Origin of the sequence: Paenibacillus sp. KN14-4R, from assembly GCF_052180255.1 — a bacterium.
Taxonomy (GTDB): Bacteria; Bacillota; Bacilli; order Paenibacillales; family NBRC-103111; genus Paenibacillus_AM.
In genome coordinates this window covers 3,664,308-3,689,169 of record NZ_CP197466.1, presented here as the reverse complement: position 1 = coordinate 3,689,169, position 24,862 = coordinate 3,664,308, and the positions used below count along the sequence as shown (strand labels likewise).

Here is a 24,862-nt window from a genome sequence, read left to right as displayed (position 1 = left end):
TCCAATAGGAAGTAGGGAAAGCGCATGCGCTTTAAAAATGTGTTCTCCATTATAGGTCCAGCCATGGTTGGGCCTTCTAGTTCGCATACAGCAGGAGCGATTCGTATTGGTCGGGTAGCTAGACAGTTATTAGGCGTTCAGCCAGAGCGGGTTCGAATCTTGTTGTATGGCTCTTTTGCCGAAACGTATCAAGGGCATGGCACGGATCTGGCTTTGATCGGTGGTTTACTCGATTATGAGACGGATGATCCACGAATAAGGAACTCTTTTCAAGAGGCGGAGCAGGCTGGGGTTGAAGTGAGTTTTGTTCCAACAACCGGTAATTGCCCGCATCCGAACACAGCTAAGCTAGAACTTTGGGCAGGAGATAAGTATGCTGAGGTGCTCGGTGCTTCCATTGGTGGCGGGAACATTGTTGTTCATGCGATGAATGGATTCGATGTGCAGTGTACGGGGGAGTTTCCAACTCTGGTCATTATACATGTTGACTCCACAGGGGTTATTGCACAGATAACAAATGTGTTAAGCGTCTTTGGTTTAAACATTGGCTATATGGATGTGGATCGTAAACGCAGGAATGGTGAGGCTATGACGGTTATTGAACTCGATACACCGATAACGCATCAGGTGCAAGAGACGATTCAGCGTTTGCCTAACATTGTGAAAGTTTCGGTCATTGATTTGACTAGAAGGAGCTGAGACGTAAGTGCGATTTCGTAATCTTACGGAGTTAAACGAGTTATGCCGAGTGGAATCGAAAACGATTTCACAGATTATGTTGGATGAGCAGATTGCAGAGTCTGGTCAATCGCCGGAAGAAGTATTCACACAAATGGCGGCGTATTACCAGATTATGAAGGAAGCTGTTCATAAAGGGCTGACGGAATCTACGATTTCGCGAAGCGGACTTACAGGTGGGGATGCGCAGCGTGTGCTTGCCTATATGAACGTGACGGAAACAGCCAGTGGTGAAATTGCTTGTCGAGCGATGGCTTATGCACTTGGTGTATCAGAGGTAAATGCCTCAATGGGACGGATTATTGCAACACCAACAGCAGGTTCTTGCGGCATTATTCCAGGTATGTTCGTCAGTGCGCAGGAGCGATTCGGCTGGGATGATGATCATCTCGTTCACGGCCTATTTTGTGCGGGTGCGATTGGTTATGTCATTGCGAATAACTCATTTATTTCAGGTGCAGAAGGCGGTTGTCAGGCTGAAATCGGTTCTGCGATTGGAATGGCGGCAGGAGCGATGGTTGAACTTCGTGGCGGAACGGTGGAACAATCCATTCATGCAGTCGGCCTTGCGCTTAAAAATACACTCGGGCTCATCTGTGATCCAGTTGGCGGACTTGTGGAAATTCCATGTATCGTACGCAACGGATTCGGTGCAGTCAATGCCTTAGCGGCAGCAGATATGGCACTTGCAGGTGTTCGCAGCGTGATTCCATCAGATGAGGTTATTGATGTGATGCTTGAGGTCGGAACCGCAATGCCAAGCAAGCATAGGGAAACGGCACAAGGCGGATTGGCACAGACGCCGACGGGTCGCAAAATTATGTATGAGCTTCGTCAAAAAAATACAAAAAGCTAGGGCGGTAGGAGGATCAGCATGAAAACGTATGATGCGGTAGTGCTTGGTGGAGGTCCTGGTGGTTATGTGGCTGCTATACGCCTATCCCAACTTGGGAAGACGGTTGCTGTTGTAGAGCGGGAACGCCTTGGTGGTACTTGTTTGCATAAAGGTTGTATTCCAAGTAAATCGCTCTTACGCAGCGCGGAAGTCTACACAAACTTCAAACATAGCGAGAGTTTTGGGATTGTGGCGAATGATTTTCAATTGGACTTTGCACTCGTACAAGCACGCAAACAGAAAATTATTGAACAACTTCATTCCGGAACACAGTTTTTAATGAAAAAGAATAAAGTTGATGTCATCATCGGTCATGGAAAGCTGACTAACCAACAAGTCGATTCATCGATGAGTGGTGCAGTTGTTGTAGAATCCCAAGATGCGGATGATGTCGTCCTTGGCTATAAAGATCTTATTATTGCAACTGGATCGCGCCCGAGATCACTACCTGGTCTGACAATTGACGGGCAATATGTGATGACGAGTGATGAAGCGCTTGAAATGGACAATCTCCCCCGTTCTATCCTTATCGTAGGCGGTGGTGTGATTGGAATTGAATGGGCATCGATGCTGAGTGATTTTGGTGTAAAAGTGACCATTGTCGAGTATGCAGATCGTCTTGTTCCATTAGAAGATGCGGATGTATCCAAAGAACTTCGCCGACTTCTGCTTAAGCGTGGTGTTCAGATTCTAACAGGTGCGAAGCTGTTAGCGGAAACGGTTACTGTGAATGAAGAGTCAAGCACGGTTCACATGCAAGTTGAGCATCTTGGCACGATCAAAGAACTAGAAGCTGAGCGAGCGCTAGTCAGTGTTGGTCGACAAGCGAACATTGAGCAGATTGGTTTAGAAGAAATAGGCGTTAAGGTTGAAAAAGGCGTGATTACCGTTGATCCATGCATGCTCACTTCTATCCCGCATATTTATGCGATAGGTGATGTGAATGGTGGACTGCAGTTGGCACATGTGGCAAGTCATGAAGGGATCATCGCTGCTGAGCACATCCACGGTGAACATGAAGCAGGACAATTGCTGCATAATATTCCACGTTGTATATATGGGCGTCCTGAAATTGCATCTGTGGGCTGGACAGAAGAGCAAGCAATCGCACAAGGATATGAAGTGCAGACTGGGAAGATCTCGTTCAAGGCACTAGGTAAAGCACTTGTTCATGGAGAAGCGGACGGTTTTGCCAAAGTCATCACAGACAAGAACACACATGATATTCTTGGCGTGCATATGATTGGGCCGCATGTAACCGAACATATTTCGGAAGCATCTCTAGCGCAATTCCTACAAGCGACTTCTCTTCAAGTCGGTAAAATGATCCATCCGCACCCGACGTTATCCGAAATCATCGGAGAAGCGATGCTCGCGGTTGATGGCAAAGCAATAGGGATGTAAGTTGCAAATTGCATATCAATTAGAAGAACGTCTTACCATTTATAATGGAAGGCGTTTTTTTTGCGTGCTTGTCTGTGTAGCGACTGCGGGACGACTAAATCCTTCCACACGCTGTTGAAATTGTATTCCTCTGATGAGATTGGAAGGTGGGAATACAATTTCAAAGGCGTGCCGCTTCGCTTTCCAGGAGTTAGTCGTCCCTCCGTCTTACGTGGATGCGACTATCACAATCGTAAGACATCGAAGAGAGGGGAGATGGAGCGTAGGAGAAAGAATGTGCTGGAGGAGCGAAGTGCTCGCCTTTGAACTTATGTTCCAACTATACTAACCTAATCCAAGGAACACAAGTTCAACAGCGACCGTAAGCACATACTTTCGCCGTAGCGCCAGCTCCTCAACTCCGTAACCACATACTTTCGCCGTAGCACCAGCTCCCCACCCCCGTAAGCACATACTTTCGTTCGTAGCACCAGCTCCCATGAATAACCCCACGCGTCTTTTCTCATACTATAAAACACATTCCAGATTTTACATCGAGAGGAAATGACGCACATGGTCACCTTGACAGTTGAAAGTCTCACATGGCCTTCGACGCTTTTTTATTTTATCGTCTATGCTTTCGGAGGGTGGTTGCTCGAAAATACGCACAGCAAAGTAACAACAGGAACGTTCAGGAAGAAGGGCTTCTTACAAGGGCCGTTCAAACCGATGTATGGGATTGCACCTGTCATCGTGCTGTTCTTGCTTCATCAATACCCCCATCTAAGTTTCCTGCTACTGCTCTGCTTCCTCGTTCCATCTGCTGTGGAATATGTTAGTGGGATCATGCTGCACAAGCTATTTCATAAAAAATGGTGGGACTACTCGGAGTATCGTTATCAAGTGCAAGGTCATGTCTGTATGCGGTTTTCTTTGTACTGGGTATTGCTTTCCCTTGTCGTTTTTTTCGTGGTGCATCCAATTGTAGCAGCCATCTATCAAGTGATTTCTCCCATCTGGTTACACTTGTGTCCACTTGCGATGATGGCATTCTTTGCGGATGTGGGCCTAACATACCGGATTTTTCGGAAGCAAATTTCTAGGTCTTTTGCAGGTCGTGAGTAGCACGTTATTGTCACATTTGCTATCTAATAGTTCTATTGACCTATAAAAATAAGTTAATATACATGACAGATGTCCTGTTTTGCACTATACTTATAGAATATTATGGTAGATCAGGGGGTAGCTAAGATGACTAGTAAATTTATCCTAGACGCGGATATTGACAGTCAAGTGCTATCATGGCAAATACGTGGTGACCTTACAATTCAAGATCTGGCTGAGTTCATTCCTATGGTTCATGAGAAAGTTCTTAGCATGAGAAAAGGCACAATTAAGCTGCTCATTGATAATCGAATGATGATGAAGAATGGGAAGCCTTACGTTTTTCGACCTGAAGTTAACGTATTGTTGGAACAGTTGATGATCTTTTTACGGGACTATGTGAAGAAATGCGCTGTTCTTTGCAATGGACCGATTATGGAAATGCAAATTGAGCGTTTAGCTAGAAAAATAGGTTGTGATCATACATATCGATTATTTTGGCATGAAAATTCGTTCTACTCCAAGCAACTAGCCTATAAGTATCTTGGGATCACTTCCAATCGGATGCTGGACAGCTTGGGTGTGGATGTTCATCAAACTTATGATGAATTGATTTATATGGATGATTCATGTGGAATGTTCATTTTGGATTCGAACGGGACAATCATTTTTGCGAATCAAATGTTTAAAAACATGTTTAATCTTCAGGATGAAGCCAATCCATTGCTGTTTTCTATGGTTATGAAATCAGATGAATTAACAGAAGTTTATAATTATATTGAACTTGTCATGAATGGGTTTGCACAGCATTTTGAAATACCGATCTATGAGAGCCCTTACACAAAGAAAATTATGCATATGTCCATGGTACCTGTACGAACGAATGATCAAGTAACGAGCATCTATGGAGTTGCTGTTGATATTACGGATAATAAGTATGAGCAAAATTATATGAAACATATTGCTTTTCACGATCCACTTACGAATCTACCGAATCGTTTGAAATTCCAAGAGCGGCTTAATCAGGAGTTGGCAAGTCCAGAAGGCAATCCATCCGAGCTGGCGTTACTCTATTTAGATTTAGATGGATTTAAAAAGGTAAATGACTCGTGTGGTCATATTCAAGGTGATGAGATGTTGAAGGCAGCAGCGGCTCGTCTTCTATTACATATTCGGGATACGGATTTAGTCGCTCGTATTGGTGGCGATGAATTTGTCATTTTATTGACGAACATGCCGAAGCGAGATACAGTAGCTCGTATTGCGGATCGTATTATTAGTAGCTTTACTTCAGATCCCTTGCTCATTGAAGGGAAAGATAGTGGAATTCGGGTTAGTATCGGTATCGCAGGAGCTCCATCGGATGGCAATGATGCGGATGCACTCATTAAGAATGCTGACACAGCGCTCTACCGGGCGAAGGAAAAGGGAAAAGGGTATTTTGAATTTTTCTCATAAAATGTTTAAAACAACAGTTAATTTGGGATAACCCGAATTAACTGTTTTTCTTTGTTTTTAAAAAAATATAAATGATGTTATTGATTTAAGTCTTGACGAGATAGATTCACGAATGTATACTACTGAATAGTTTAACGATTATTAGTTTAGTTTTAAACTATTTTACGATAAAGGAGTCATCTGCTGTGCCCGAAACACAAGACAACTTTGTGCTCTCAGATTTATTCCGTAATGTATTGAAAAGTATGACAAAAGAGTGGAATAAACGTATGGTTGGGAACTTGTCATTCTCCCAATTTCGAATGTTGTTCAAGCTGAGTTCTAGAGGTAAACAAAAAGTGTCTGAGCTAGCTGAATCACTATGTATTACATCTGGTGCGATCACCGGAGCTGCAGATAAATTAATTGCAAGGGGGTTTGTTGAGCGTACAAGAGATGAAGATGATCGCCGGGTCGTCTACATTGCGATTACGCCACAAGGTGAAGAAATTGTTCAACAAATCCATGAGGGTCAGCGGGAAACAATCGCTATGTTTTTTGATGAATTACCCAAAGAAGATATTGATCATTTGATACGTATCTTCAATCAAACGTTGAAAAATATAGAGAGACATCAAAAGGAGTAGAGAAATTATGGAGCATTTATCGCATAAGCGAAAGTTAACAATTATGATTGCTATCATGGCCGCATTATTCTTCTCGGCCATTAACCAGACCATCGTTGGTACAGCTTTGCCACGTATTATTGCAAAGCTTGGCGGGATGGACTATTACACGTGGGTTATCACGATTTATATGCTGACATCCACGATTGCAACGGTATTAGTCGGAAAGTTATCGGATATTTATGGACGTAAACCGTTCATTCTTGCTGGTATTATCTTCTTTATGATTGGTGCATTTATGTCGGGTACATCGCCGGATATTTTCTACTTAATTACGTATCGCGGTATTCAAGGTATTGGCGCGGGTATTATTATGGCAACTTCATTTACAGCAGTAGGCGACTTGTTCTCACCGCGTGAACGTGGTAAATGGACGGGTGTCATGACAGCTGTATTTGGTTTCTCCAGTGTAATCGGACCGACGCTCGGTGGTTACATTGTAGATCATATGGATTGGAAATGGGTATTCTGGATTTTCCTTCCACTTGGGATAGTGGCATTCATTATGATACTTACATTATTCCCAAAAGTGGAGCGTAAAAAGTCGGAGACCATCGACTACTGGGGTTCTTTATTCTTAACGACTACGATCGTACCCTTATTGCTTGCCTTTTCGTGGGCTGGATCGAAGTATGCTTGGGACTCTTCACAAATAATTGGTTTGTTCATAAGTGCAGTTGTATCGCTTCTTATCTTTATGTTTGTAGAAACGAAAGTGAAAACACCAGTTCTACCATTATCTTTATTTAAAAATGGGATTGTTACGATCTCAAATGTGATCGGCTTCTTAATGAACGCGGGTATGATGGGCGCACTGATTTATATTCCTTTCTTCGTTCAAGGGGTTATGGGCATCTCGCCAACCTATTCCGGGTATGTTACCATGCCAATGTCCATTGGTATGGTGCTCATGAGTGCTTTCAGTGGTCAAATGATTAGTAAAACAGGTAAGTATAAACGCTTTGCGTTAATTGGAATGCCAATTATGATCGCGGGTATGCTCATCATGGTATACATGAATAGCATCACAATGGCGGTTGTGAGTATGATCGTATTCGGTTTGGGACTTGGTATGGGTATGCCAGTATTTTCACTTGCCGTGCAAAACGCGGTTGAACCTAGTAAGCTTGGTGTCGTGACGGCATCCTCTCAGTTATTCCGTAACTTGGGCGGTACAATTGGTATTGCTGTGATGGGAACGATTATGTCTACAAACATTACAAAGTCCATGAAGTCAGCAATCGAATCTGGAAAAGGGGTGGATTTATCCAAACTTGATCCCGCGATTGCAGAAAAATTATCGGTATTTCACAATCCGCAAATGTTGTTGGATCAACCGAAATTGGCAGCCATTCATGATCAAATGCCTGCAGCGATGCAGCCTATTTTCACAAAAATGATTGATTCCTTGCGCGATGCATTAAGTTCGTCTTTATCGACTGTTTTCTTAACGGGAGCAATTGTGCTTTGTGTTGCCTTGGTACTGGCGTTGTTCTTAAAAGAGATCCCGCTTCGTACATCAAGTAAGATGCCAGGTAAACCTGGAGCGGAAGAGAAACCAACTGCTTCGCAGGTTGAGAATCATACAGGTCAACAAGCGGTTGTAGATCAGAATTAATCATGGCATATTAACATAAGTTAACAAGGAGAAAGCTGCCGAAAAGGCAGCTTTTTTCATGTGGTTTCATAGCGATAAGGAATAAGCTGAAGGAATTGGGATAAGTGTTATGGGTTGTCACAATTTGGTGATACTGCTGTCAATTGTTATAATAGTTAAGGTAAACACCTTGGATTACTATACTTAAGATGAAGGGAACGATTGCATGCTGTTATTCTTACAATTGCTTATTATCCTGCTTGCTACCAAAATTGCAGGTGATATAAGCGTCCGATTAGGTCAGCCAGCAGTATTGGGTAAGTTGCTAATTGGTATTATTATTGGTCCGGCTTTGCTGGGGTGGATTCAAAAAACAGAGATGATCGATAGCCTAAGTGAAATTGGTGTTCTCCTGTTGATGTTCATCGCAGGACTTGAGACTGACTTAAAAGCGCTGAATCAAAATCGAAATTCTTCGCTTGCCGTTGCGGTTGGCGGAATTATATTCCCCTTAGTAGGTGGGTTTTTAACAGGTTATTTCATGGGGCTTGAACAGTCTCATTCTTTATTCTTAGGTTTAATGTTGTCTGCTACATCTGTAAGTATTTCGGTTCAAACCTTGAAAGAACTGGGTCAATTAAAAAGCAGAGAAAGTACAACGATCCTTGGAGCGGCACTTATTGATGATATTCTAGTCGTTGTTTCTTTGGCTGTTATGATGAGTTTCCTTACTACAGAAGATGTAAGTCTAGGTTTGCTGCTTGGCAAGAAGGTGCTCTTCTTTGTTGTCGTGATACTTGCAGGTTGGAAGATCGTCCCTTGGGTGATGCGTAAACTCGCGCCACTGGCTGTGTCAGAAGCGATTATTAGTGCAGGATTAATTATTTGTTTTGCTTTCTCGTACTTTGCTGAATATATGGGTGTAGCTGGCATTATCGGCGCATTCGCGGCGGGTATTGCGATTTCACAGACGAAATATAAAGAAGAAGTGGAGCACAAGATCGAACCCATTGCTTATGTCATCTTCGTACCGGTGTTCTTCGTGAGTATTGGTTTATCCGTTACTTTCGTCGGTATTCTGGATCAGATTTGGTTCATTATCGGGTTAACATTAGTTGCAATTGCAACGAAATTAATTGGTTCTGGTTTAGGTGCCAGATTGACTGGATTTAAAGGGAAATCGGCGTTTGGTATTGGAGCGGGGATGGTTTCGCGCGGTGAAGTTGCATTGATTCTAGGTGCGATTGGATTGGAGTCACAATTGCTCGATGAGAAATATTTTACATCGATTATTATCGTGGTTATTCTTACAACAATCGTTACACCTCCGATGCTCAAGAGTATTTTTGGTCAGAAAAAAGAAGCTGCAGGCACGTTGAAGTAAGTGGGCTGCAGCAACCTACACAAACAAAGGCACTACCCGAGTTGGGTAAGTGCCTTTGCTTTGTTTTGTACTTGCTATTTAACTTCTTTTTGACTGTTATTGTTGTTGTAAAGAGTGGGTAGCATTTTATTATTTTTCTCCATAATCGAACGACAGATGGGACAAATAGGTGTTTCTTCAAAAGCAAAATTTTCTCTCATCCAGCAGACACAGGATTCATTACTGCATTTCCAGATAGCGGTTTCTTCAACAACGGGTTCAACTGTCTTTTTTGAGTAATACATGTACAAAACCCTCCTTAACCCTTTTAATATGTGACAAAAAATACTTATCTATGCGGATATTAGCAATATGGTACAATAAGTTCTTCTAGAATGGTGAAGGGCGGGAGATCCTTGTTAAATCACAATTTACCGGCATATCTATATACATATGCTTGTCATGAGGATGAAATGTCTTTATGTATGTTAGAGATGAAAACTCTATTTGGACATGTTCCTCACAATTCCTGTATCGAGAGTCCATTTGCGGTAAATCCGAGTCGGAGTCCCTTTATTAAGTTAGAGCTCGCTGTACGCTATGGCGGTCAAAATATTCGAGAAATTGCTGACCAAGTTGAGTCGCTACAGACTGGTGGAAAGACATTTAAAATTATATACATCGAAAGCAATTATGCCATTACGTATGACGAAGAGCGTGCCATTGAACGTGAGATTGGGTCACGTGTACATGGTAAAGCAGACATGCGAAAGCCTGAGCGGATATTTGGAATAATTCACGCAGGCGGTAGGTGGTTATTCGGAGAATATAGGAAAAATGAGGCGGTTTGGCTGCGTCATACGAAAAAACCGCACAATTACTCCACTGCGCTTAGTACACGTGTTGCAAGAGCTATTGTCAACATCGCAGTACCTCACACGGATGGAGTTACCGTTATCGATCCTTGCTGTGGAATCGGCACAGTTGTCATCGAAGCCCTTTCGATGGGGATATCCATCGTAGGCTCAGATTTAAATCCACTTGCAATTCGAGGAGCACGGGCCAATCTAGCACATTTTAACATGCCACAGGTCGTAGAAATTCAAGATATGACGACATTAACAGGTCACTATGATGTCGCCATTCTCGATATGCCCTATAATCTATGCTCTGTGCTCTCAGATTGTGAACGATCTGGGCTGTTAAAAAGCATACGCTCATTAGCAAGTAAAGTCGTTATCATAACAATTGAGCAAATGGATGATGCAATTATGCAAGCAGGATTATCGATTATAGACCGATGCGTCGTTAGCAAAGGACGTTTTGCTAGACAAGTCATCGTTTGCAGGTAATTGGTCTTATTACCTTCATTAAGTAATACTACCACAATTTTGAGAATGAAGGCAGATATAATACATGTTACACTTTGAAAGTGTTAAATAAGCCGAAACCCAAAAAGGGTGCGGGGGAACCGCCATTTGGGGTGAAACCACTTTTAGTGGTCGGGTGTTACTCTTTTATCCGAACCCGTCAGCTAACCTCGTAGGCGACAAAAAGGAGAGAGAGAAATGAAACAAAGTTTTAAGAAAGTAGTCGTAACAGGTACTCTTGCAGTGACATTGCTAGCGTCCGCAGGGATGGCGAATGTAGCTCAAGCAGCATGTGTAGTAGGGCAGAATAACCCTATTTCGGCAAACGAGTTAGCCAAATCATGTAACTTCAATTTGAGCGAGTTAATGAAGTTATATTCACAAGGAATAAAAGGTGGAGTCATTTCGATGGGTGGAGGATGCAATCTACCTGGTAATGTAGATGGATCAAACTCACAAATTCAATGGCCAACATTGCCGGATAACGTTACACCAACGCCGCCGGTAACATCAAAGCCAACACCGGATCCAACGCCTACGCCGAAACCAACACCAACACCTAAGCCAACTCCAGCACCGTCTGAGAAGCCAGCAGTGTCAGACGAAGCTACTAAATTTGCACAAGAAGTAGTGGATCTTGTCAATAAAGAACGTTCCAAAGCAGGACTTTCTGCAGTTAAGATGGATAATACCAAGTTAAACAACATGGCAATGGATAAAGCGAAGGATATGGTGAAAAATAATTACTTTGATCACCAATCTCCAACTTATGGTTCGCCATTTGATATGATGAAACAGTATAACATTTCTTACCGCGCAGCGGGTGAGAATATCGCGAAGGGTCAACGTACGCCACAAGATGTAATGACAGCATGGATGAATAGCAGCGGGCACAGACAGAACATTCTAAGCCCTAACTTTACAACAATCGGTGTTGCTTACTATCAAGGTGTGTGGGTACAAGAGTTTATTGGCTAAATGATAGGAAGAGTTAACGGCATGATCCTGTTTGGGTCATAAGCCGTTAGCTCTTTTTTTATTGTTTATTTTAAACACTGGGTGAACAGGCTATACATGATTTCGAGAAAGAATCCGAAGATCGCTCGTTCGATTTTTTTGCTGCTTATTCATATTTGAGATATGATGTAGCATGAAAAGGTAAGATCATCACGGGGGAAGAGGAACAAGCATGCGATTTAAAGATGTTTTTTCAATAATTGGGCCGTCTATGGTAGGTCCATCGAGTTCACATACAGCAGGAGCAGCGCGTCTAGGCCGAGCGGCAAGGCAGTTGTTAGGCGAACAGCCGAAGCGTGTGGACATCACTTTTTATGGTTCTTTTGCTGAAACGTATAAAGGGCATTGCACCGATCTAGCTATTGTCGGTGGCATACTGGATTATGAGACGGACAATCCGCAGATGGTCACCTCACTAGAAGATGCTGAGAAGATGGGACTTCAGGTTAATTTTCGAATGGGACATGGACACTTTGGGCATCCGAACACTGCGGCGATTACTTTATATAGCGATACGAATGTAACGACGATGAAAGGTTCCTCTATTGGCGGGGGAAACATCGAAGTGCAAAATGTGAATGGCTTTGAAGTAAGGTTCACAGGTAATTATCCGACGATTGTCATTATGCATCAGGATTATCCAGGTATGCTTGCCAGTTTCACTACACTGCTGCAGCGTGCTGGAGTTAATATAGGGCATCTATCTTTGGATCGCAAAGGAAGAAGTGCAGACGCACTTACGGTGATTGAAATGGATCACGAACTCCCAGCGGAGTTATTACAAGATATTGCGCAGCTTGAACGCGTCAAAGAAGTACATCTAGTGAATTTGAACAAACGAGGTAACGTATGAAATTCAGGACTTTAGATGAATTATTGCAGCTGTGTGAGGCTGAGAACAAGTCGATTTCAACTGTGATGATCGAGAATCAGGCGGCGGAATCTGGTCGTACGGCTGAGGAAGAGATCAGTCGGATGTCGGAGTATTATGAAGTGATGAAGGAAGCAGTTCATAAAGGGCTCACAGAGAATACACAATCTAGAAGCGGTCTAACTGGACTGGATGCCCAGCGTGTAATGAAGGTTGTAGATGGTGGAACACCAGCGCTTGGCGGTGAAGCCGCTCGTGCGATGGCTTATGCACTAGCAGTTTCAGAAGTGAATGCGTCGATGGGACGCATTATTGCAACACCAACAGCAGGTTCATGCGGTATCATCCCCGGTGTGTTCATCAGCTCACAGGAACGATTCGGATGGAGTGATGAAGCACTTGTGAAAGGCTTATTCTGTGCGGGAGCTATTGGTTATATCATCGCGAATAATTCTTTCGTATCCGGTGCTGAGGGAGGTTGTCAGGCAGAAGTCGGCTCGGCAATCGGTATGGCAGCAGGTGCACTCGTTGAACTGCATGGGGGTATACCCAGACAAGCCGTTCATGCGGTTGGGCTTGCTTTGAAAAATACATTGGGTCTAATCTGCGATCCGGTTGGTGGATTAGTCGAAATTCCTTGTATCGTGCGAAATGGATTTGGTGCTGTTACCGCACTAGCGGCGGCAGATATGGCACTTGCGGGTGTACGCAGCGTGATCCCATCCGACGAAGTTATCCAAGTGATGTACGAAGTTGGCACGTCCATGCCGGAGAAACATCGGGAGACGGCTAAAGGCGGACTGGCTATGACGCCTACAGGTAAGAAGATTATGGATGAGTTGCGAAAGAAGAAATGATTGGATGGGGGTATCCCTCGTTTCGTGCAATTGAGAGCGCTTGTACCATTAGGGAATAACAGGTAAAATAGAAATACAATTGAACCTTCGGTGGGCGTTCATCACTGACTAATAAAGCAACATACTATCCAAGCCATTGTACTGACCAAGTGTTCGCAGCACTTGGTCTTTCTTTCATAAAAATCACATTTTAAGGAGTATATCCATGACTGATATTCAGCAAATAATCCCACATCGCTATCCATTTTTAATGATTGATCAAATGATCGAAATCGATCAGGGAAAGTGGGCGAAAGGTTTTAAGAATGTAACACGCAACGAGTGGTATATAACAGACGCAAATCCATGTATGCCAAGCGCTATGATTGTAGAAGCACTGGCACAGTTAGGTGCGTTTACGACAACGAGCAGTGAAGGGAACTTGGGGTTTCTATCTTCATTGAACGGAATTGAGGTTTTAGGAAACGCCTATCCAGGTGATCGTGTTGAATTATTTTATGAAGTGATCAAGAATCGAAGAGGATTTATCCTTGGCAAAGGAGAAGCGAAAGTAGGAGATCAGATTATCATTCGAGCAGATGAGATTATGATTTATGTACAGGGTTAGATAATAATAAAGGAGAACCATCCCATGTTAATTGAACTCTCACATCTAATCCAGAACGGAATACCCGTTTACTTATCAAACCACATCAAATCGTGATTTTGTATACAGGCCACAGTCAATATTTTGGACAAGATACATACTTTACAGAGCATCCTGTTTTGACAGTAGAATTTGCAGAATTGTTAGTTAGGAAGCAGGTTAAGATGGTGGGCATGGATATGCCTTCACCCGACAAGTACCCTTTTGAAGTACATAAATGCTTGTTTCACAATCGGGTTCTAATCATTGAAAACTTAACGAATTTGGATCAACTTCTGCATGCAGAGTCGTTTGAAATCATAGCGCTACCCCTTCACATAAGAGCAGATTCATCAGTAGCACGTGTGATTGCGAAGGTGAAATGACGAGATAATTTAAATAAAATATAGTTGGAGGTCCTCCATATGACACAATCTATTGATCAAAGACTAGTGACACTCGGAATTGAACTTCCAGAAGCAAGCAGCCCGGCCGCCCAATATGCCAACTTTGTAATCGCAAATGGATTCTTGTATGTTTCGGGAAAAGGACCGCAAGGAAAACCAAAGGGCAAGCTTGGTCAAGAATTCACGACGCAGCAAGGGTATCATTTTGCAAGATTAGCAGGGATTGAAGTTCTTGCTGTTGTAAAAGAAGCATTAGGAACGCTAGATAAGGTGAAACAAGTTGTTAAGATTCAAGGATTTGTGAATGCAGACCCATTGTTTGAAGAACATGCCAAAGTGTTAGACGGCTGCTCGGAGTTGATGATTGAAGTATTCGGGGAAAAGGGTATGCATGCTCGCTCTGTATTCGGAGCGGCGTCTGTCAGAGCGAATCTACCGATTATTATTGATTCGATCTTTCAAATTGAAGGGTAAGGAGTTGATACCACTGAGACAAATCATTGCCATGGGTGGCGGAGGGTTTTCAATGGAACCCGAGAATCCTCTGCTGGATCAATATATTTTGAAACAAGCGAAATCGACTCAACCGAAAGTATGCTTTATCCCAACTGCCAGTGGAGATTCAGAAGGCTATATAGAGCGATTCTATCAAGCTTTTCAACAGCATTCTTGTGTCCCTTCCCATCTTGCTTTGTTTAAGAAACATCCAAGAAATCTAGAAGCGTACATACTAGAGCAGGATATTCTATATGTTGGTGGCGGGAATACGAGGAATATGCTTGTGTTATGGAGAGAGTGGGGTCTGGATCAGATCATTCGAAATGCTTGGGACAACGGGGTCATATTAGCAGGACTTAGTGCAGGTTCCATTTGCTGGTATGAAGAAGGTGTAACGGACTCTATACCCGGTGAGCTGACGAGCTTAAGATGCTTAGGTCTGCTATCAGGCAGCAGTTGCCCTCACTATGATGGGGAGTCTGATCGAAGACCCGGATATCACCAATTGCTTTTGGAAAATAAAATTGGCAACGGAATCGCCATGGATGACGGTGTAGCTGTACATTACCGGAATGATCACATTCATCAAGTCGTAAGTTCAAGACAAGCAGCCAAGGCTTATCTTCTGACATGCACGGATCAACTAGTGACAGAGACAGCAATCGACCCTATTTATCTAGGTAACGAGCAACAATAATCCTTAGCCGAGAGGAACGATCCTAACCCGATGCAGACGCAAGAGTTCGTGGGAAAGTTATGGAGACTATGCGATGTGCTCCGAGATGACGGGATTGTCTATCATGAGTACGTGACGGAGCTTACTTATTTATTATTTCTCAAGCTATTGAAGGAAAGAGGGAAAGAGGCTCTTATCCCGCAGTCCTATCGATGGGATACACTTGTTGCACTTCAGGGAGCGGAGTTGATGCAGCATTATCGTAACCTGCTTATCGATCTCGGATCTACCGTAGCTAGTAAGTATGTACGCCAAATTTATGCTCATGCAGCAACTCGTATCGATCGTCCGAACAACTTGGAGCAAATGATCCGTGCAATCGATGCCATTGATTGGTATAGCGCGAATGAGGAAGGTTTAGGAAACCTGTACGAAGGCTTGTTGGAGAAGAATGCAGGGGAAAAGAAGTCCGGGGCAGGGCAATATTTTACCCCACGGCTTTTAATAGATGTGATCGTAAAGCTCGTGAGTCCAAGACCGGGAGAAACCTGCAATGACCCTGCAGCAGGTACTTTTGGATTCATGGTAGCGGCAAGTAATTATGTAAGAAGCCAGACGGACAGCTACCAAGATTTAAGTGAGCAGCAAATCGAGTTTCAACGGGATCAAGCTTTTTCAGGGTGTGAACTTGTGCAGGAAACGCATCGTCTGGCACTGATGAATGCGCTGCTGCATGGAATTGAGGGTCCCATTACCCAAGGTGATTCGCTTACACGAGTCGAGAATAAGTCCCAGCAACAATATGATGTCATTCTAACCAACCCCCCTTTTGGCACGAAAAAGGGAGGAAAAATGCCTCGCACTGACTCAAGTTATGTAACGTCTAATAAACCATTTCAATTCCTTCAATTAATCGTGAACAGTCTGAAGTTGAATAAGACAGCTCGTGCGGCGGTAGTGGTACCGGATCATGTATTATTTCAAGATGGAGAAGGGACAAGAATCCGTGAAGAACTGATGGATAAGTGCAATCTTCATACCATCCTGCGGTTGCCTACTGGTATTTTCTATGCGCAGGGTGTGAAGACGAATGTCCTCTTTTTCAATCAAGGACTTGAAACCACAGGGAATACGAAGGAAGTATGGTTCTACGATTTAAGATCGGACATGCCGCGATTTGGGAAGCGTACACCACTGACAGCAGCACATTTCGAACCATTTATTACTGCTTATACATCATCAGATCGTTCAAAGATTATCGATGCGCGATGGCAGGTCATCACTCGTGATGACATTCGTTCTTTAGGAAACCGCTTAGATCTGGGTCTACTTACAGACAACGTATCAACCCCAACGCAAGACCCCATCCCACAACTCATCAATACGACAGAAGAAGCGGTAAATAAACTGCAACAAGCGGCTCTCCGAATGAGCACTATTTCACAGTATTTGAGCAGCATCGATATGCATACTAATCATCACATTCCCGATCATTGGAGATTGGCATCTTGGGGAGATGTGGGTGCATTTCACCACGGTTCCGCGTTTCCACGTTCTTTTCAAGGAGATACAACAGGTAGTATTTCCTTCTATAAGGTGGGAAGCCTTAGTGAAGCGGGTGGGGATGGCTTCTTACCAACTGCCAAAGATACCCTCACAGAGGAAGCCCGAGCCGAACTGCGCGTACCCCTAGTCCCTGCTCATGCTGTTCTGTTTGCCAAAATAGGTGAAGCGATTAAGCTTAACCGACGTGCACTCCTCCGTACTCCTGCATGTATCGATAATAACCTCATGGCTTTTTCATGCAATCCAACCTACGTCCATCATCGTTTTGTGTATTATTGGTCAATGACAATTGATTTTTATGAACTCTCCCAAGCAAGTGCAGTGCCCTCTATTCGGAAAATGTCGCTCGCCAACTTGTCGATCCCAATCCCACCACTCGACGAACAGCGGGTGATCATCAAGCAAATCGAGTCTTTGTTAAGGAATATCCAATTTGCCTCACAAGCTATCTACGATGTGAACGCCTTATTTACACACAAGATACAGAAGCAGAATATTTTCCATCCTTATGGAACATTGACAGATCGCATCCTTCGATTAGCACTTCAAGGCAGACTGACCCATGCGATTCTCGAACGAAATTGACCTTGGAAGTAATTTCCTTTATGGTAAAAGAATACTGTGTACAAGAGAAGTTTTAACCAACTAAGCCTAAGGGGAGGGATACAATGAACATCATTGTGTTTGGTGCAAGTGGAGGAACGGGACAACATTTTGTCCAGCAAGCGCTGGAATCAGGACATCAAGTGACCGCATTTGTAAGAACGCTGTCGAATTTCAATATGACCGATCCTAATTTACGTGTGATTGTTGGAGATGCTTGTGATCCAGAGGCTGTAACTGAGGCGATTGCAAATCACGATGCCGTTGTTTCATGCCTGGGGTCACGTGGAATGGGTAGAACTTCGGTATTAACAGAGATGGCAGGTCACATTGTTGAGGGGATGAACAGCAGTGGAGTGAACCGCGTTTTATATGTAGCTGCGGCAGGTATTTACAATGAAATACCGGGAATCGTGGGAATGGCTTCCAAAATATTTTTGCGTAACGTATTAGCTGATCATCGCCGAGCTGTTGAAGTTATCAAATCCAACAATGTAAACTGGACAATTGCACGTCCACTACATTTAATTGATACACCGCTTACGGGTAAATACCGTGCAACGATACAAGGCGTACCTATCGGAGGCCAGAAAATATCTCGCGCTGACGTCGCTCACTTTTTACTGCATGCACTCCCACAAAAGAGACATCATAAAACCTCCGTTGGGCTTGCCTATTAAGATCTATTTACTATCCAGTTCCCGTCAATTTATTCATCACCATAACCGCGGCACCGTAGGTGATCGCTTCTTCCCCTAAATTACCTAAAGTAAATTCCGGTTCATAATCGGGATACCCACATGTCTTTTCCAATGCAACCCGCGTGCTGACTTCGTAGAAGAGTGGGGCGCTGCTGACTAAAGGTCCGCCCAATAATATTTTATCGGGATGCAGCAGGTTAATCATGTTCGCAAGCCCAATTCCGAAGTAACAGGCGGATTGCGTAAATAGTTCAATTGCAAGTGGATCTTGATCTTGCAGTGCTTCTTTTAGATCCGAGAATGTTAGTTGCTCTATATCCTTCTGGATCATCTTCAAGCTGCTTGCTCGCCCTTGCCTTAAGAGTGTTTGAGCACGATTTAATAAAGCAGGGATTGTTACATACGATTCCAAGCTGCCATAGTTCCCTGTATCACTTAGCCGAATACCATCAGATTGAATGATCATCTGCCCAATTGATTGCTCCATGGCAGCATTTCCAGGCATAATGTGTCCTTGATATAACATCGAAGAGCGCACGCCAATCCCAGCATGAATATAGAGCATCAGTGGATACTTCTTAATGCCCTCTGACCAATATTCTCCTATAATCGCAGTGTTTACACCGATGTCTAACAACACGAGGAGATTGAGTTCACGCTCCAAGTCATCACGAATATGAATATCGCTCCAACCCGTCGCAGGGAAGTGTAAAGGTGATAGAATCGTTCCGGTTATTGGATCGAGCGGCCCAACAGCACCAATACCTAGTCCAAGCACCTGTGAAGTCGTAATTTGGTGCTTTTCCAGCATCGTTCTTACGGTTAGAACGACATCTTTTAAGAAAACGTCTGATGTAGTCTCATGTGACATTTTCCAGTGCACATCATCTATTTTATTCATAGCAAAATCATACAAAACGAGCATGGAGGAAGTCCGAGATATTTCCAGACCAAAAATGTAGGCAAAAGTAGGGTTAATCGCATACAGGATTGGCTTTCGTCCACCTGTGGATTCACCGAATCCAGCTTCTGTAATAAGCTGCTGCATACATAAATCTTCGAGTGTTCGTGTCAACGTGCTTCCTGTCAGGTTAGCAAGCTCCAGCAGCTCTAGCTTAGAAATGAGGGTGTGGTTGCGAATGATGTGGTAAATTTCCTTATCATTTCTTTTTTTAATGATGTCTCGAAATAGGTTGTTCACCATATTTTTTCTCCAGCCTCCCGCCAGGAATCATTGTGACATAAGTATAGTGCAATTAACACATAAAGGAAAATAATCAATGTATGCGACACACATACTTGACACCCTTATATCTTTAATTTAAGATATTAATTAATAAATTTCCATATTTTTAAAGGTACTAATTTAAAATTAGTAAATTATATTGACAAAGAGTAGAAGATTATATAATATACTTTATATACTATTAAGTTTGTAAACTAAAATTTAAATATTGGAGTGTTAACCAACATGTCAAACGTATTATTAATTAAAGCTAACCCTCGTGCAATTGAGCAATCTGTTTCTGTAAAAATGTATGATGCATTCGTAACGAAATACCGCGAATCTCACCCGAACGATAACATTACAGAATTGGATTTATTCGCAGAAAACCTTCCGTACTACGGTAACGATATGATTAACGGCATGTACAAAGTTCGTGCTGGCTATGAGTTAACAGCGGATGAGCAGCAAGCAACTGAAATTGTGAACAAATACTTGAACCAATTCCTTGCTGCAGATAAAGTGATGATTGCATTCCCACTTTGGAACGCTACAATGCCAGCTCCTCTTCACACTTATATCGACTACTTGAACCAAGCTGGAATCACATTCGGTTACACAGCTGAAGGCCCAGTAGGTCTTGTAAAAGACAAGAAAGTAGCTCTTCTTAACGCTAGTGGTGGAGATTACTCCAATGCGCAAAACGAAATGTGTGTGAATTTAGTGACACGTTCATTCTCCTTGTTTGGCATACAAGATTTGCAAAAGGTGATTATCCAAGGTCACAACCAATACCCAGACAAAGCAGAAGCTTTAGTGCAAGATGGTTTAGAAAAAGTCCGCGACTTAGCGCTTGTATTCTAATCGAAGTTTTTACAACGAGGTACCATAGGTATCTCGTTTTTGCATATGCTATAATAAATAATGAATTTTCCAGTAGTAACGAGAAAGGAATGAACCCATGAAATCGATACACAAATCAACTGTGAGTCAAGCACTGAGAGCTTTTATTGGGCAGCAGGTGTACGTTCATGCGGAGGCGATTCCAGGTGGATTTCTTCGTAACATATCCGTGGAAGTGGAACAATGCATGATTGCAGGTGAAGGCCCTTATCGGGTTGCGATTCGAATTCCATATAACGGCTGGATTCGCATGGAAGGTTTGACCCATTATGTGAGCGAATCAGAAGAGAGATTGCTTCTTGCAGGGCATGATGATCAAGGTCGGATTACAACTGTGCTTGAACTGAGCTTAAGACCGTTTCATTTTACTAAAGGAGTGAGTACCTATGACGGTACGTAAAATCTTACTCGTACTGGCGCATCCGGATGATGAGTCTTTCATCTGTGGAGGAACCCTTGCTAAGTATGCAAAAGAAGGGGCAGAAATTTCACTCGTTTGTGCAACACGCGGCGAAATGGGTCGAAGGGTCGGTAACCCGCCGGTATTGAATCGAGAGACAATCGCTAGCGCAAGAGAACTTGAGCTGAAAGAAGCCTGCAGTGTATTAGGCATAAGCAGACTTCAATTTCTGGAAGTGTTGGATAAAACGGTCGAATTCGAGGATCCTTATGTCATGGAGGTTCGAATTGCCGCGATTATCGAGGAGATTAGACCGGACGTCGTCTTAACATTCCATGAAGTGCTCGGTGGGCATCCAGATCACTGCGCAATCGGCAAGTTCTGTAAAGCGGGGTTTGAACGTATTGTTCGTAGAGGAAAGCTCGACAAACCGATGCATTTATATTATATTTCGTACGGTGACAGTATGAAGCATCCTGAGAAATACGGGATTGATCCAAGCCAAGTAACGGCGATTGATATTACGCCAGGTCGATATAACAAGTTACTTGCATTTCGTGCACACCGTTCTCAGTCTGAAATTATAGATTGGGTATGGAAACCAGACGCTGAAGCACTTGGTCATATTAGCCGAATGGAGTATTTCATTCATGGAAACAATGTTCCTAAAGATCAGGATAGCCTATTTACTGAATAACACCAACATCTAATAACAATCCCACTAATGGAGGTAGCACAATGAGCATACATATTGGAGCAAAACCAGGAGATATCGCAGAATCCGTTCTATTACCAGGTGATCCCCTTCGCGCGAAATACATTGCGGAGACTTTTTTGGAAGACGTAACTTGCTATAACAATGTACGTGGTATGTTAGGTTTCACTGGGACTTATCAAGGTCAACGTGTTTCCGTACAAGGAACAGGCATGGGTATGCCGTCAGCTTCCATTTACATTCATGAGCTAATCAATAGCTATGGTGTGAAGAACTTGATTCGCGTTGGTACTTGCGGTGCGATTCAAAAAGATATTCGTGTACGTGATGTTCTCATTGCACAAGCTGCATGTACGAATTCATCTATGAACCGCAACGCATTCCCTGGCTACGATTTCTCGCCGATTGCGAATTTTGAATTAATGCGCAAAGCATATGATCAAGGTATTGCAAAAGGCTTGAACATTCGTGTAGGTAACGTATTATCTTCTGATGTTTTCTATAATGATGACAAAGAAATCGTAACAAAGCTCGCAAATCATGGCGTGTTTGCCGTTGAGATGGAAGCTGCTGCCCTTTACACAATCGCAGCACGTTTTGGCGTGAATGCTTTAACCATTCTTACGGTTAGTGATCACATCATTACAGGTGAGGAAACGACATCAGAAGAAAGACAGACAACATTCAATGAGATGATCGAAGTAGCGCTTCAAACTGTAGCGAAGTAGATCATTTTAAATAAGCTTAAAAAGCGGAATAGAGCCTTTGTGAGTGCGAACTCACGAGGGTTCTTTTTTTGTGGGTTCATGTAAGTGTTTTCAACACAGGATAATGTTAGGATGGCTGGCAACAATAACATTAGAGCGAATAATATATTAGTATTTACGACTTCGAATTTCGGATGGTTTTATCTACTGAGTATGTTCGTTAGATTGCGGTTCCTTATCCGCTATTGCGACATAGGATATAGGAGCTCAATTGCGCGACATTTGGTTGAATAATGGGAAGTCAGTTATATATATCCAGATAAATAATCATGCTATAACGTAGGCGGAGTAGCAGTCTGCTCTTCTTATTTTTTTCCAAAAAAAGAGTAAAGTTCACTTGCTTTGAAACCGTTTTAAAAAGGATATTTTGCATAGGGGAAAGATAACCGTAATTGGGTTCTCTTGCTTATATTTTTTAAAAATTCTGAATTTTATATTTAGAAAATAAAACCAAATATTTTTGTAGTTTTGGTGAAATATTTTACAGCAATATTTTGAATCATAAATTGCTCAATCCCTTTGATAGCGCAGGATTGACGATCTCATGAAAGGGTAGTTCGGAATGGAGAATTGTACATTTAAAATGGTTGATTAAGACAAGTTATGAATATATAGAATATTCCGACCCTCCTTTTTCGAACCCGAAATCAGCCCCTGCCTACTATTGCTTTTTATAAAATTACATGGTATCATGAAACCATCCTGAGTGATTGGAAAATCGCCTATTCTAAAGGGTTATCTTTTGGACAAAACGGTACCTTTTGGAATATGTGATACTTTATTTACTCAGTAAATAGGATTAACATGTTAAAAACAATTATTGGAGGTTTTACAATGCAAACAGGCACAGTAAAATGGTTTAACGCAGAAAAAGGTTTTGGTTTTATCGAAGTTGAAGGTGGAAACGATGTATTCGTACATTTCTCCGCAATCGTAGGCGACGGCTTCAAATCTTTGGACGAAGGCCAACGCGTTGAGTTCAACGTTGTTCAAGGCAACCGCGGACCACAAGCTGAGAACGTTGTAAAGCTGTAATTTATAACTAAATTACGCATCGCACGCATGAAATGCAGTTACCTTCCTCGGAAGGCAACTGCATTTTTTGTTTTTTAATAGTCAGAAGCTTCTGTAATCTATTTATGGTAAAATTAATCATATTCTTGAATAAGGAAGTGGAATATGAATCTTATTCATTCTTTAGAAAAAACGATGCATGCGGCAGTAGAACGTTATTTTACAGAACCTGAACTGAGGCGATTAGCACTTCAATTTATATCGTATAAGGTCACTGAGACTACTGTTTTTGGTGAATTGACACGACTTCATTATACGATGTTTGGTGGAACTTCGCCTGAAATTGAACAGGCCACAGCAGCAGTAGAACTTATGATACTTGCTCTGGATATGTATGATGATGTACAGGATCGCGATAATGATAGTGTACCTTGGGCTCATGTTCCTCCAGCAATTGCCTTGAATGTCGCGATCGGATTGCAATCACTAAGTATGGCTGTTTTACAAAATAGTTCATTTCCTCTTGATGCACGGGAACGTGCTGTGAACTATTTGAATCAAGGAATTATGAAGGCGGTTAATGGTCAACAGATGGATCTGCAAGATCAGGTATCAAGCGAAGAAGAATGCTTAGAGATGATCCGGGGTAAATCGGGTGCATTAGCAGCTTGCGCATGTCTAGTCGGCACAGCTCTAGCCACGCCAGAGCATCATGAACGCGTTGCAGAAATTGGTTTGGGACTTGGAACCGTAGCGCAAATGCGTAATGATATGAAGGGTATAATCCGGTGGGATGTACGTAATGATCTGCTGCACCGCAAAAAGACATTACCAATCCTGTACGTTCTGGAATATGAGCATGAACTTGCTCAAGTGATTCGTGAGTACTATGATCACAAGCGTGAAAAAGAAGATATGTTTACATATAAAATAGAAATTATTGACCTTATCCATACATCTGGTGCACTTGATTATGCGGAAGTCCTAGTTCGTTTGCAGCAGTTTGAAGTGCAAGCATTAATCGACAAATTACCGATTCATGACGAATGGAGAGGGAGATTGTACCCATACTTATTGTAGATTCCGCAACTTTTGTATCATATTTTGCGGGATTTCGTTGCGGTCACGCAAAAATGTTTGCGGTTTCTAGCAGTATGGTTAGCGAGGCGAGACCTATTTTTCTGTGATATATTGATTTTGTAAGATAAATCATTAAACATTTGAAAGAGTAGGTGGCTCGAACATGTTGAAGAATATTATGAATTATTTAGTAGGCAACCAAGATGTAGCAAAATTAGTTGTGAATGGACAAGCTTGTTTGGTTGGTGTGTCTGCTAGTCAACATCGAGCTATTATCGAAGTTATTGGAAACAAAGACAATCAGAAAGTGGAGCCAATGAAAGCTTATTGGAATTGGTAAGCTTCACTTAATTACATAATTGGG

At 42.6% G+C, this 24,862-nt stretch carries 28 protein-coding genes, 1 pseudogene and 1 riboswitch; of the genes and pseudogenes, 26 read left to right on the top strand and 3 right to left on the bottom strand.

Going from position 1 to position 24,862, the window contains the following annotated elements; all coding sequences use genetic code 11:
• The first annotated feature begins 24 nt into the window (after positions 1-24).
• The 3 genes from sdaAB (ACSBOP_RS18225) to lpdA are packed head-to-tail and all read left to right on the top strand — an operon-like array spanning position 25 to position 3,037.
• The gene (sdaAB, locus tag ACSBOP_RS18225) at positions 25-699 is read left to right on the top strand and encodes an L-serine ammonia-lyase, iron-sulfur-dependent subunit beta (protein WP_442601922.1); all 675 of its coding nucleotides are present in this window, start codon (positions 25-27) and stop codon (positions 697-699) included.
• A 7-nt stretch (positions 700-706) separates the two neighbouring features.
• Entirely contained in the window at positions 707-1,594 is an 888-nt protein-coding gene (sdaAA, locus tag ACSBOP_RS18220; protein WP_442601921.1) for an L-serine ammonia-lyase, iron-sulfur-dependent, subunit alpha, read from the top strand.
• A gap of 18 nt (positions 1,595-1,612) precedes the next feature.
• A complete protein-coding gene (gene lpdA, locus ACSBOP_RS18215) occupies positions 1,613-3,037 on the top strand; it encodes a dihydrolipoyl dehydrogenase (protein WP_442601920.1) in 1,425 nt (474 codons plus the stop codon).
• A gap of 324 nt (positions 3,038-3,361) precedes the next feature.
• Here lpdA and ACSBOP_RS18210 read toward each other — a convergent pair whose 3' ends face one another.
• On the bottom strand, positions 3,362-3,529 hold the full coding sequence (locus ACSBOP_RS18210; RefSeq protein WP_442601919.1) for a hypothetical protein: 168 nt from the start codon (positions 3,527-3,529) through the stop codon (positions 3,362-3,364).
• 138 nt (positions 3,530-3,667) lie between these two features.
• On the opposite strand from ACSBOP_RS18210, the gene ACSBOP_RS18205 reads away from it, so the two are divergent.
• The 5 genes from ACSBOP_RS18205 (at position 3,668) to ACSBOP_RS18185 (ending at position 9,224) form a co-directional block, all read left to right on the top strand.
• Positions 3,668-4,141 (top strand): putative ABC transporter permease, encoded by a 474-nt coding sequence (locus ACSBOP_RS18205; RefSeq protein WP_442601918.1) that lies wholly within the window; start codon positions 3,668-3,670, stop codon positions 4,139-4,141.
• A 126-nt stretch (positions 4,142-4,267) separates the two neighbouring features.
• Positions 4,268-5,578 (top strand): diguanylate cyclase domain-containing protein, encoded by a 1,311-nt coding sequence (locus ACSBOP_RS18200; RefSeq protein WP_442601917.1) that lies wholly within the window; start codon positions 4,268-4,270, stop codon positions 5,576-5,578.
• A gap of 185 nt (positions 5,579-5,763) precedes the next feature.
• Positions 5,764-6,204, top strand: coding sequence for a MarR family winged helix-turn-helix transcriptional regulator (locus tag ACSBOP_RS18195; RefSeq protein ID WP_442601916.1), 441 nt, complete (start codon positions 5,764-5,766; stop codon positions 6,202-6,204).
• Between the two features lie 7 nt (positions 6,205-6,211).
• Positions 6,212-7,861, top strand: a complete 1,650-nt coding sequence (locus tag ACSBOP_RS18190; protein ID WP_442601915.1) for an MDR family MFS transporter — start codon at positions 6,212-6,214, stop codon at positions 7,859-7,861.
• A gap of 205 nt (positions 7,862-8,066) precedes the next feature.
• Positions 8,067-9,224 carry a cation:proton antiporter gene (locus ACSBOP_RS18185; protein ID WP_442601914.1) on the top strand — a complete coding sequence of 386 codons (1,158 nt, stop codon included), beginning with the start codon at positions 8,067-8,069 and terminating at the stop codon, positions 9,222-9,224.
• A gap of 74 nt (positions 9,225-9,298) precedes the next feature.
• Here the strand turns inward: ACSBOP_RS18185 and ACSBOP_RS18180 are convergent, their stop codons facing one another.
• On the bottom strand, positions 9,299-9,508 hold the full coding sequence (locus ACSBOP_RS18180; protein WP_442601913.1) for a cold-shock protein: 210 nt from the start codon (positions 9,506-9,508) through the stop codon (positions 9,299-9,301).
• 168 nt (positions 9,509-9,676) lie between these two features.
• On the opposite strand from ACSBOP_RS18180, the gene ACSBOP_RS18175 reads away from it, so the two are divergent.
• From ACSBOP_RS18175 to ACSBOP_RS18125, 11 genes and pseudogenes are all read left to right on the top strand, one after another.
• Complete coding sequence (locus ACSBOP_RS18175; protein WP_442601912.1) at positions 9,677-10,555, top strand: TRM11 family SAM-dependent methyltransferase; 879 nt, start codon at positions 9,677-9,679, stop codon at positions 10,553-10,555.
• A gap of 80 nt (positions 10,556-10,635) precedes the next feature.
• Positions 10,636-10,767: riboswitch (cyclic di-AMP (ydaO/yuaA leader) on the top strand.
• 4 nt (positions 10,768-10,771) lie between these two features.
• Positions 10,772-11,551, top strand: a complete 780-nt coding sequence (locus ACSBOP_RS18170; protein WP_442601911.1) for a CAP domain-containing protein — start codon at positions 10,772-10,774, stop codon at positions 11,549-11,551.
• Positions 11,552-11,762: 211 nt separating this feature from the next.
• Positions 11,763-12,443, top strand: coding sequence for an L-serine ammonia-lyase, iron-sulfur-dependent subunit beta (gene sdaAB / locus ACSBOP_RS18165; protein WP_442601910.1), 681 nt, complete (start codon positions 11,763-11,765; stop codon positions 12,441-12,443).
• Positions 12,440-13,318, top strand: coding sequence for an L-serine ammonia-lyase, iron-sulfur-dependent, subunit alpha (gene sdaAA, locus ACSBOP_RS18160; RefSeq protein WP_442601909.1), 879 nt, complete (start codon positions 12,440-12,442; stop codon positions 13,316-13,318). Before sdaAB (ACSBOP_RS18165) ends, sdaAA (ACSBOP_RS18160) begins: the two co-directional genes overlap by 4 nt.
• Positions 13,319-13,523: 205 nt before the next feature.
• Complete coding sequence (locus tag ACSBOP_RS18155; protein WP_442601908.1) at positions 13,524-13,925, top strand: beta-hydroxyacyl-ACP dehydratase; 402 nt, start codon at positions 13,524-13,526, stop codon at positions 13,923-13,925.
• Between the two features lie 92 nt (positions 13,926-14,017).
• Positions 14,018-14,329: a cyclase family protein gene (locus ACSBOP_RS18150; RefSeq protein ID WP_442601907.1), complete on the top strand. Its 312-nt coding sequence runs from the start codon at positions 14,018-14,020 to the stop codon at positions 14,327-14,329.
• A 39-nt stretch (positions 14,330-14,368) separates the two neighbouring features.
• Positions 14,369-14,824 carry a RidA family protein gene (locus ACSBOP_RS18145; protein ID WP_442601906.1) on the top strand — a complete coding sequence of 152 codons (456 nt, stop codon included), beginning with the start codon at positions 14,369-14,371 and terminating at the stop codon, positions 14,822-14,824.
• Between the two features lie 13 nt (positions 14,825-14,837).
• Positions 14,838-15,545, top strand: a complete 708-nt coding sequence (locus tag ACSBOP_RS18140; protein ID WP_442604526.1) for a Type 1 glutamine amidotransferase-like domain-containing protein — start codon at positions 14,838-14,840, stop codon at positions 15,543-15,545.
• Positions 15,546-15,575: 30 nt separating this feature from the next.
• A pseudogene (locus ACSBOP_RS18135) lies at positions 15,576-17,003 on the top strand (HsdM family class I SAM-dependent methyltransferase); the annotation flags it as partial.
• Positions 16,989-17,675, top strand: a complete 687-nt coding sequence (locus ACSBOP_RS18130; RefSeq protein WP_442604525.1) for a restriction endonuclease subunit S — start codon at positions 16,989-16,991, stop codon at positions 17,673-17,675. The pseudogene ACSBOP_RS18135 and the gene ACSBOP_RS18130, both read left to right, overlap by 15 nt.
• Before the next feature lie 83 nt (positions 17,676-17,758).
• Positions 17,759-18,373, top strand: coding sequence for an NAD(P)-dependent oxidoreductase (locus ACSBOP_RS18125; RefSeq protein ID WP_442601905.1), 615 nt, complete (start codon positions 17,759-17,761; stop codon positions 18,371-18,373).
• 10 nt (positions 18,374-18,383) lie between these two features.
• Here the strand turns inward: ACSBOP_RS18125 and ACSBOP_RS18120 are convergent, their stop codons facing one another.
• The gene (locus ACSBOP_RS18120; RefSeq protein ID WP_442601904.1) at positions 18,384-19,598 is read right to left on the bottom strand and encodes an ROK family protein; all 1,215 of its coding nucleotides are present in this window, start codon (positions 19,596-19,598) and stop codon (positions 18,384-18,386) included.
• Positions 19,599-19,865: 267 nt separating this feature from the next.
• Here ACSBOP_RS18120 and ACSBOP_RS18115 point away from each other — a divergent pair, with 267 nt between their 5' ends.
• The 7 genes from ACSBOP_RS18115 (at position 19,866) to comX (ending at position 24,838) form a co-directional block, all read left to right on the top strand.
• Positions 19,866-20,483, top strand: a complete 618-nt coding sequence (locus ACSBOP_RS18115; RefSeq protein WP_442601903.1) for an FMN-dependent NADH-azoreductase — start codon at positions 19,866-19,868, stop codon at positions 20,481-20,483.
• A gap of 97 nt (positions 20,484-20,580) precedes the next feature.
• Complete coding sequence (locus ACSBOP_RS18110; protein ID WP_442601902.1) at positions 20,581-20,922, top strand: DUF1806 family protein; 342 nt, start codon at positions 20,581-20,583, stop codon at positions 20,920-20,922.
• Complete coding sequence (locus tag ACSBOP_RS18105) at positions 20,909-21,619, top strand: PIG-L family deacetylase (RefSeq protein ID WP_442601901.1); 711 nt, start codon at positions 20,909-20,911, stop codon at positions 21,617-21,619. The genes ACSBOP_RS18110 and ACSBOP_RS18105 overlap by 14 nt, the downstream gene beginning before the upstream one ends.
• 41 nt (positions 21,620-21,660) lie before the next feature.
• Entirely contained in the window at positions 21,661-22,365 is a 705-nt protein-coding gene (gene deoD / locus ACSBOP_RS18100; protein WP_442601900.1) for a purine-nucleoside phosphorylase, read from the top strand.
• An 873-nt stretch (positions 22,366-23,238) separates the two neighbouring features.
• A complete protein-coding gene (locus ACSBOP_RS18095) occupies positions 23,239-23,439 on the top strand; it encodes a cold-shock protein (RefSeq protein WP_040951936.1) in 201 nt (66 codons plus the stop codon).
• Positions 23,440-23,583: 144 nt separating this feature from the next.
• On the top strand, positions 23,584-24,498 hold the full coding sequence (locus ACSBOP_RS18090) for a polyprenyl synthetase family protein (protein WP_442601899.1): 915 nt from the start codon (positions 23,584-23,586) through the stop codon (positions 24,496-24,498).
• A gap of 163 nt (positions 24,499-24,661) precedes the next feature.
• Positions 24,662-24,838 carry a competence pheromone ComX gene (gene comX, locus ACSBOP_RS18085; RefSeq protein ID WP_442601898.1) on the top strand — a complete coding sequence of 59 codons (177 nt, stop codon included), beginning with the start codon at positions 24,662-24,664 and terminating at the stop codon, positions 24,836-24,838.
• Positions 24,839-24,862 lie beyond the last annotated feature (24 nt).

Coding starts and splice junctions, on each gene's coding strand:
- sdaAB (WP_442601922.1), top strand. CDS start 25: ATGCGCTTTAAAAATGTGTTCTCCATTATAGGTCCAGCCATGGTTGGG.
- lpdA (WP_442601920.1), top strand. CDS start 1,613: ATGAAAACGTATGATGCGGTAGTGCTTGGTGGAGGTCCTGGTGGTTAT.
- ACSBOP_RS18200 (WP_442601917.1), top strand. CDS start 4,268: ATGACTAGTAAATTTATCCTAGACGCGGATATTGACAGTCAAGTGCTA.
- ACSBOP_RS18190 (WP_442601915.1), top strand. CDS start 6,212: ATGGAGCATTTATCGCATAAGCGAAAGTTAACAATTATGATTGCTATC.
- ACSBOP_RS18185 (WP_442601914.1), top strand. CDS start 8,067: ATGCTGTTATTCTTACAATTGCTTATTATCCTGCTTGCTACCAAAATT.
- ACSBOP_RS18180 (WP_442601913.1), bottom strand. CDS start 9,508: ATGTATTACTCAAAAAAGACAGTTGAACCCGTTGTTGAAGAAACCGCT.
- ACSBOP_RS18175 (WP_442601912.1), top strand. CDS start 9,677: ATGTCTTTATGTATGTTAGAGATGAAAACTCTATTTGGACATGTTCCT.
- ACSBOP_RS18170 (WP_442601911.1), top strand. CDS start 10,772: ATGAAACAAAGTTTTAAGAAAGTAGTCGTAACAGGTACTCTTGCAGTG.
- sdaAB (WP_442601910.1), top strand. CDS start 11,763: ATGCGATTTAAAGATGTTTTTTCAATAATTGGGCCGTCTATGGTAGGT.
- sdaAA (WP_442601909.1), top strand. CDS start 12,440: ATGAAATTCAGGACTTTAGATGAATTATTGCAGCTGTGTGAGGCTGAG.
- ACSBOP_RS18155 (WP_442601908.1), top strand. CDS start 13,524: ATGACTGATATTCAGCAAATAATCCCACATCGCTATCCATTTTTAATG.
- ACSBOP_RS18145 (WP_442601906.1), top strand. CDS start 14,369: ATGACACAATCTATTGATCAAAGACTAGTGACACTCGGAATTGAACTT.
- ACSBOP_RS18130 (WP_442604525.1), top strand. CDS start 16,989: ATGCATACTAATCATCACATTCCCGATCATTGGAGATTGGCATCTTGG.
- ACSBOP_RS18125 (WP_442601905.1), top strand. CDS start 17,759: ATGAACATCATTGTGTTTGGTGCAAGTGGAGGAACGGGACAACATTTT.
- ACSBOP_RS18120 (WP_442601904.1), bottom strand. CDS start 19,598: ATGGTGAACAACCTATTTCGAGACATCATTAAAAAAAGAAATGATAAG.
- ACSBOP_RS18115 (WP_442601903.1), top strand. CDS start 19,866: ATGTCAAACGTATTATTAATTAAAGCTAACCCTCGTGCAATTGAGCAA.
- ACSBOP_RS18110 (WP_442601902.1), top strand. CDS start 20,581: ATGAAATCGATACACAAATCAACTGTGAGTCAAGCACTGAGAGCTTTT.
- ACSBOP_RS18105 (WP_442601901.1), top strand. CDS start 20,909: ATGACGGTACGTAAAATCTTACTCGTACTGGCGCATCCGGATGATGAG.
- deoD (WP_442601900.1), top strand. CDS start 21,661: ATGAGCATACATATTGGAGCAAAACCAGGAGATATCGCAGAATCCGTT.
- ACSBOP_RS18095 (WP_040951936.1), top strand. CDS start 23,239: ATGCAAACAGGCACAGTAAAATGGTTTAACGCAGAAAAAGGTTTTGGT.
- ACSBOP_RS18090 (WP_442601899.1), top strand. CDS start 23,584: ATGAATCTTATTCATTCTTTAGAAAAAACGATGCATGCGGCAGTAGAA.
- comX (WP_442601898.1), top strand. CDS start 24,662: ATGTTGAAGAATATTATGAATTATTTAGTAGGCAACCAAGATGTAGCA.